Origin of the sequence: Acetivibrio straminisolvens JCM 21531 (assembly GCF_000521465.1) — a bacterium.
GTDB lineage: Bacteria > Bacillota > Clostridia > Acetivibrionales > Acetivibrionaceae > Hungateiclostridium > Hungateiclostridium straminisolvens.
On record NZ_BAVR01000048.1, the window covers coordinates 22973 to 29751 of the forward strand.

General features: G+C 36.8%; 7 protein-coding genes and 1 pseudogene. All 8 read right to left on the reverse strand.

The window, feature by feature from the left end; all coding sequences use genetic code 11:
* Positions 1–31: 31 nt before the first annotated feature.
* Positions 32–694 carry a DUF58 domain-containing protein gene (locus tag JCM21531_RS22195; protein WP_243467636.1) on the reverse strand — a complete coding sequence of 221 codons (663 nt, stop codon included), beginning with the start codon at positions 692–694 and terminating at the stop codon, positions 32–34.
* A complete protein-coding gene (locus JCM21531_RS22200; RefSeq protein ID WP_243467637.1) occupies positions 642–1298 on the reverse strand; it encodes a hypothetical protein in 657 nt (218 codons plus the stop codon). Before JCM21531_RS22200 ends, JCM21531_RS22195 begins: the two co-directional genes overlap by 53 nt.
* 48 nt (positions 1299–1346) lie before the next feature.
* Positions 1347–2276, reverse strand: coding sequence for an AAA family ATPase (locus JCM21531_RS12500; RefSeq protein ID WP_038290373.1), 930 nt, complete (start codon positions 2274–2276; stop codon positions 1347–1349).
* A 134-nt stretch (positions 2277–2410) separates the two neighbouring features.
* The gene (locus tag JCM21531_RS12505) at positions 2411–3079 is read right to left on the reverse strand and encodes a DUF6320 domain-containing protein (protein WP_038290375.1); all 669 of its coding nucleotides are present in this window, start codon (positions 3077–3079) and stop codon (positions 2411–2413) included.
* A gap of 12 nt (positions 3080–3091) precedes the next feature.
* Positions 3092–4372: a hypothetical protein gene (locus JCM21531_RS12510; protein ID WP_038290376.1), complete on the reverse strand. Its 1281-nt coding sequence runs from the start codon at positions 4370–4372 to the stop codon at positions 3092–3094.
* Positions 4369–5306: pseudogene (locus JCM21531_RS12515) on the reverse strand (alpha/beta hydrolase). The gene JCM21531_RS12510 and the pseudogene JCM21531_RS12515 overlap by 4 nt, the downstream one beginning before the upstream one ends.
* Before the next feature lie 312 nt (positions 5307–5618).
* The gene (locus JCM21531_RS12520; RefSeq protein WP_038290377.1) at positions 5619–6275 is read right to left on the reverse strand and encodes a hypothetical protein; all 657 of its coding nucleotides are present in this window, start codon (positions 6273–6275) and stop codon (positions 5619–5621) included.
* Entirely contained in the window at positions 6272–6511 is a 240-nt protein-coding gene (locus JCM21531_RS12525; protein WP_038290378.1) for a flavodoxin family protein, read from the reverse strand. The genes JCM21531_RS12520 and JCM21531_RS12525 overlap by 4 nt, the downstream gene beginning before the upstream one ends.
* Positions 6512–6779 lie beyond the last annotated feature (268 nt).

The window sequence follows — 6779 nt, forward strand, 5'->3', positions numbered from 1 at the left end:
AACCAATACTTCTTTCTCTTTAATATTAAGCCTATACCAATACTTCCGAGATTTCGTCTCCGAGACTTATCGTCCACAGGTTCATTTTGGCTGCTTTTGACTTTTCCTCCTGCCACACTTCGGATTTTACATTATCCCCATCATACTTGATTGCAACCAAATCCACTGTCATTTTCAGTTCCTGCATTCCTTTTATTGTCTCGGAAAGCTGATTGTCAAATAAAGCTGTAAATACCATGGCATCTCCTCCGGCAAAAATCCTGCCGTTGCCGTCCTGCATGGCAATGGTCGACATAGGAAGACGCTCATTGTTTAGTTCCTCTTTAGAACGTATAAATTTGAATGCTGCAAGTCTATGCTGCATTTGTGCAATTTGATCCCTATCCTTAATCAAATAGTTCATCCATTCCCCATATTCAAAAAGCCATACTTCTACATCCCTTCCGGCCCTAACCAGCATATCGACAACAGATATAAGGGCATCCAAAATCTTATCTTCCCTTTGAACAGCACTTTGAGTTTTGGGTTTTTCACCTCTTGTGACAACAGGGTCAAGTATCAGCTTCTTTCTCGGAATCCCCCGGCCCTCATCCTTTCTCACCATAAACACATCAGTTTTTGCAGAAAGTTTCCAGTGAATCTTATGCAGGGGATCTCCGCTGATACTCACGAAATTCATATCCGGGCTCTCCATTTAGACAGTTTAAAAAATTAAAATCGCTCAGCTCCGTCCCTGTCTCTTCATTTGCAATTCGGCCTGCATCAAGTAAAAAAGAGCTGTTCATCTTAAGCTGGGAAATTTTATTCAATACCGTTATTTCTTTGGTCCCCTCCGTTTTATCGTGTTTCTTTAAAACGGAAAAGCTAAAAAATCCCAGAAAATCTCTTATTTTAATATCCTTGACCCCTATTTCCGCTATTCCCCTGTACTTTGCCCTGTATTCCAAATTAATTATTTCGGTTTTATATGGCCCCAATGATGTAATAGGATTGGGATTGTCCAAAGGAACCAGGTTTTGCGGCACAATAAACGATATATCGATAATAGGTATCGGTATAAAGGATTTGTTTCGAAAAAATACGGTTATTCCCACGACACCATCCTTTTCAACCTGCGATGCATGAACCTTTTCATCTATTGAAATTTCCAGACTCTTTTGCGATACAAAGGACAGAATCAAAGACAAAACAGGCGAAAAAATCAGCATGTAAAGCATCAACATACTGGTTTCGTCACCAAATATATATGTATATAAAAACATAGCAACTAACATAAAAAGATAAACTATATAGCTCATCACACACTTCCTTTTACATTACTTGCAATCAAATCAATCATATTCCTATCACACAAATGGAACCTCTGTTTTCTGAAGAATATCAATTACAACATCCGATGCCTTTATATTCTTCATTTTCGCACCTTGGGTTATTATGATTCTATGAGCCAATACCGGAACAGCCATCTTCTGTATATCATCCGGAAGTACATAATCTCTTCCCTTTATAAACGCCCAGGCTTTTGAAGCTTTATACAGGTTGAGGCTTCCCCGGGGACTGCATCCTAATACCACATTGCTGTCTTTTCTGGTCCTGTCTACTATATTGATTATGTACTCTTTAAGACAGTCCTCCATCCTCACTTCCTTTACCCTCTCCTTAAGCTCAATAAGCTCCTGTGTAGTCATAACAGGCTCAAGCCTATTTAGCGGATTTTCGCTTCCGAACCTGTCAATTATCAATTTCTCTTCTCTTTTATCGGGATATCCTATAGTAAGCTTTAAAAAGAATCTATCCATCTGCGCTTCAGGCAAAGGATAAGTTCCGAAGCTTTCTATGGGATTTTGCGTAGCCAAAACCATAAAGGGACTTGGAAGCTTATATGTCTTTCCGTCTACTGTCACCTGAAACTCCTCCATTATCTCCAGAAGACTGGATTGAGTTTTTGGTGATGTTCTGTTTATTTCATCTGCCAGCAGAAAGTTGCACATTGCTGCCCCTTCTCTGTATTCAAACTGCCGTGTGCCGGGATTAAACATTGAGAATCCCATTATATCCGATGGCATTACATCGGGAGTAAACTGAACCCTGTTGAATTTTCCGTTTACCGAACGGGCAAGAGTTGCAACCAACTGTGTCTTTCCCACTCCCGGCACATCCTCTATCAATACATGACCATCGCTAAGTACCGCGACCAGAAGATGCTCAATAACAGACCTTTTACCGATAATAATCTTCTCAATATTATCTATTAATATATTAATGGCACTATTCATAAAACAGTCACCTCAAATTTAAATTTTAACCGCCCACTAAAATAAAAAGCATACAAAACAGCAATATAAATCACAATAACAATTATATCAGAAAAATCTTCCTGAACATACTATTGTTTAAAACTATTTTAGTTTCATATATGCATCCTTTTACGCAACTCTTCCTTTATACTGTCTCCATGAAAAATTATTATGGCAGACAAAAATATAATGCTTGCAGCAACCGAAATATAAGAGGGATAATTCACCTTGACAAGATCAAACAAAATAAACAAAATTGGAATAATACCAAACAGCCCGCCCAATAAAAAGTATGAAATGTAGTCCCGGGCACTAAGCTTCATTACCTTTGCTGTTATGTACATAACAAGCATTGCTGCAATGCATAAAAACGGAACGGCATAATCCAACGACCAGCCCATCCAGCCGATCTTCCAGTCCCAAAAAATTACGAGTCCGGATACAATTATTACCTGCCACATAATTGATTTTGTAATATTATACCTTTTGCGCAAGGCATAAATCAGGCTCAGCCATACGCTAAGCAAGCCAAACAAGACAAAACCGGGCCAATTGACATTGGTAGGTACTATTTTATAAACAACGTAGCTTGCCACAATGGCAACAATGGAGATAAAAATCAAAATCCGGATAAGAATATGCCGTTCATATGTAAGGGGTATTACAGGAAAAATATCCTCAGCCTTTTCGATTCTGCCATTTTCCGGGAGAACATTGCCGCATAACGGGCATTTTGCTTTTTTGTCTCGTATATAAATCTTACAGTAATTACAGTATATCATTCTTTTCAACTCCTACATATTTGACGAAATTTCAACTCTAATTCCCATTTCCGAAAGGGATTTGAAAAAATTCTTTTGCACCTCGGTTTCCTCAAAGGGGGAAGCAAAAGTTACCACCAATCTGTCTCCATATGTACATACAGCAAGCTGAGGTCTTTTGACATTGGGTATGACACTGAACTGGCGTATATAACTTTCAAACTCCGAAGGCATATTTATCTTCCCCAAATTGGATATAGATGCCGTAATCCCCATCTCCACTACTGCATCCGCAATACGAATAGATATATTTTTAATCGGCAAAGGCATAATCCTAGCAAAAGGGTTTTTTTCAATAGACATCTGCCAGTAAAGTTGCTCATTTAACCTTTCCTCTGTCAGCTCTCTTCGAAAACTCTCATTTAAGCTCCCAATTATTTCATTAAGATCAGTACTGTCTTTACCAAATCTATATGAAATATTCATAGTACTGAAAAAATTACTTGAGGTTTCCGACTTGAAAAACTGCCTAAGGTTAATTGGTACTACCAACACCAAAGGATAGTCTTTCTTGCGCACCGGCATATCCATATAAATTGAGCGAAATAATAGCGCCGATAAAAATACAGTCATTGTCGTGTTGTATTTATGAGCTTCATCCAATACGGCTTTCGCAGACATTGCGCCTTCTATTATCTTCATTCTGTTTTCCTCAAGTCTGGTTCCCCGTATACGATACACTTTTGTAAACAGACTTATTTGATTCTTTCTCTTTACTTTCTTTTTAAAATGCCTGCCCTGATAATACCGGTTGAAACTGTCATCCCTTTTTTCACTGATAGATGCATTGTAATTTAATTCCGGTATTTTACCAGAAAACTCTTCACCATGTTTGATTAGCAAATAATGATACACCAGTGTCATCATGAACCTAAGAGCCCCCGAACCGTCAGAAAGGGCATGAAATACTTCAATGCTGATTCTTTTGTTATAGTAAAGAACCCGAAACAAAAGCTTTCTTTCGTGTTCTCTGTAAATCGGTGCACAAACCGGTTTGCTTTCTTTTTCAACCAAAGGATGAATATCGCTGTTTTCAAGATAATACCAAAATATTCCTCTTCTTAAAACAGATCTATAATACGGAAATCTTTCAATAGTTTCATCCAGCGCCTGTTGTAAAATCTCCGGTTCCACCCCTTCAAACAATTCACATGAAATCCTGAATACTTTTTCATCTCTCTCGCTATATGTCGCCGCAAAATATTTCGAGGCATTATCCAGCCTGCTCCATTCCACTCTTCTTTGTTGATTCATATCAATTCCTCACTTTGTCCGTTGTAGCTGCTTAAAAACCAATTAATAATCTCATAAGTTCGGATTACATATTGAGATTTCCATGGCAGGGAAAAGAATCCATGGACTGCATCTTTCATGCGATACATTTTCACATTGTTTCCATATTCCTTCAATCGCGCCCCATAGGCCTCTCCCTCATCTCTTAAAGGATCATATTCGGCAGTGATAATCAAAGTATCCGGCTGCTTGAACAAGTCTTGAGCCAGCAGTGGTGCAAGATATGGGCTTAGCCTATCCTCTTTCCTGGGAGCATACATATCCATATAATTTCGAATTTTTTCGGAAGTTAATAAAAATCCCGTTCCATTCTCTCTTATTGAAGGAAATGGAGAAGTTTCCGAATGATCGTTATATGTAGAAGGATATATCAGTATTTGTCTTTTGGGTAAAAACTCACCCCTGTCTCTTGCCATCAATGAGACTGCGGCAGCCAAATTCCCTCCCGCACTGTCCCCAATCAAGGTGATATCTTCCGCTTTACAATCTAATATATCGAGGTTTTTGAAAAATTCTCTTGTTGTATCGTAGCAATCCTCAAGTCCTTTCGGAAAAGGGTGCTCCGGGGCTAAACGATAATCTACAGAAACAACAGTATTCCTGGTTTGATTTGCCATGTTGCAGCAAACATGGGTGTATGATTCGATATTTCCGGTAACCCATCCGCCACCATGAAAAAAATCAGAATACCGGAGGTTGGTTCGTTTTTGGGGTAAAAAAAACGCACAGGAATCTTCCTGTCACCTACAATAATTTCACGGTCTGTTACCCTACATCCGTGCCCTATACAAACTTTTACCGCATTGGTGAACTTACGGTAAAGTCTGTAATTCTTTTTAAGATTCTTACCGCAATAAGACAAAGCTTTCAAAGCCATCTTTTTATAACGGTTCATCCTTTGTATATCCTTTCTATGCCAACTTTATACAGCAACTATATTATATATTATATCATTTTTTCAGAAAAACAGAAATATTATCATCAAATCTATTTCAAGAACTTGGATGAAATAAAAGGCTAAAAAGCAAAATAAGAAAGGAAGTTTATTGCCTCACTATAGTCTTTTATTGAAAATAAACTATAGTGAGGCAATTAAGAAGCAATGCATGGTAAAATAAACCATTTATCATTATACAGGTCACTCAAGCTATTGCTTTTATTAGAATACTGCTTTTCTAACTATGCAAAGCCTTCTTGTCTGTAAACATCATATTAACTTTTTCTTTAAAGACTCATAAAATGCTTTATTTAACCGGGGTTTATCTTTCATTTTTTCGCTGAAATAAATTGCTTTCTCGGGGCAGTTATGAATGCATTTTAAACAAAATTCACAGTTGTCAGGATTATACATTGGAGTATTTTTAGATGATAATTGATTTTTCTGGAAATCTCCGTTTTCATTATATACCCAACAATTCCTGCCACAGCTTCTGGCACATAGACAACAGCGTTTGCACCTTTGAGGGTCTACAGAAATTTTGCTTTTCATTTCTTCATATTTTCGTTCACCTGTGGGACGTATAATATCATTTAAGGGGACATACCATTTCGATGGAGGTATTTTTGAGTATGTATCATCAGATTTAGTATCTAGCGTAGTTTTGATAATTTGCTCCATACTCTGAATCTTTGTAAAAGCTGATTTTTCATAGTTGAACATTAACGTTAAAAATGAAGGCAGCGTTAAAACGCCATCACTGGCAGGACCTCTTATACCACAATAATCAATAATCACTATATTTTTCTTCGTGAGTTCTTTGGCCAACATCTGTATACTGTCTCCCGGATACAGTCCATAAGTCGTTAAAATCACTGCTTTCTTTTCATCCAATAAAACCGGAAGATTAGCAGCATATTCCATCATTGATTTTGATGCTGGCAATGATATGTTGGAAATCCAAAAACAATAAGATCATAATTATTTAGTATATTATTATCAATGTGAAACAAATTATACATATCGATAATATAATACTTTGAAAGCCGTGTTTTGAGAACTTCACAAATAGTTTTAGTACTCCCTGAACCGGAATGATACACAATCAATATTTTACTTGTGCTGGCTTCTTTGATTACTATGCCTTTTACCGACTCACTCATACTTACATCTCCAAACTCTAAATAATTGTTGTGTTATAACCATCAATTATAATGATACCAGAAATTAAGACTGACAAAACAGCAGAAATAAGTTTGAATGGAACTATGGATTAAAAGCAATTTTCTTAAAGACCACAAATTTATCAAAGCATTGAATTAAAAAAAGCCTTCATGAGTTTATAACCATTGTATACATTTTTATTAATCAATTCTATAAAAATTTATTACAGTATTACGCATTTTAATTATACTCAAGTTCATATTATTA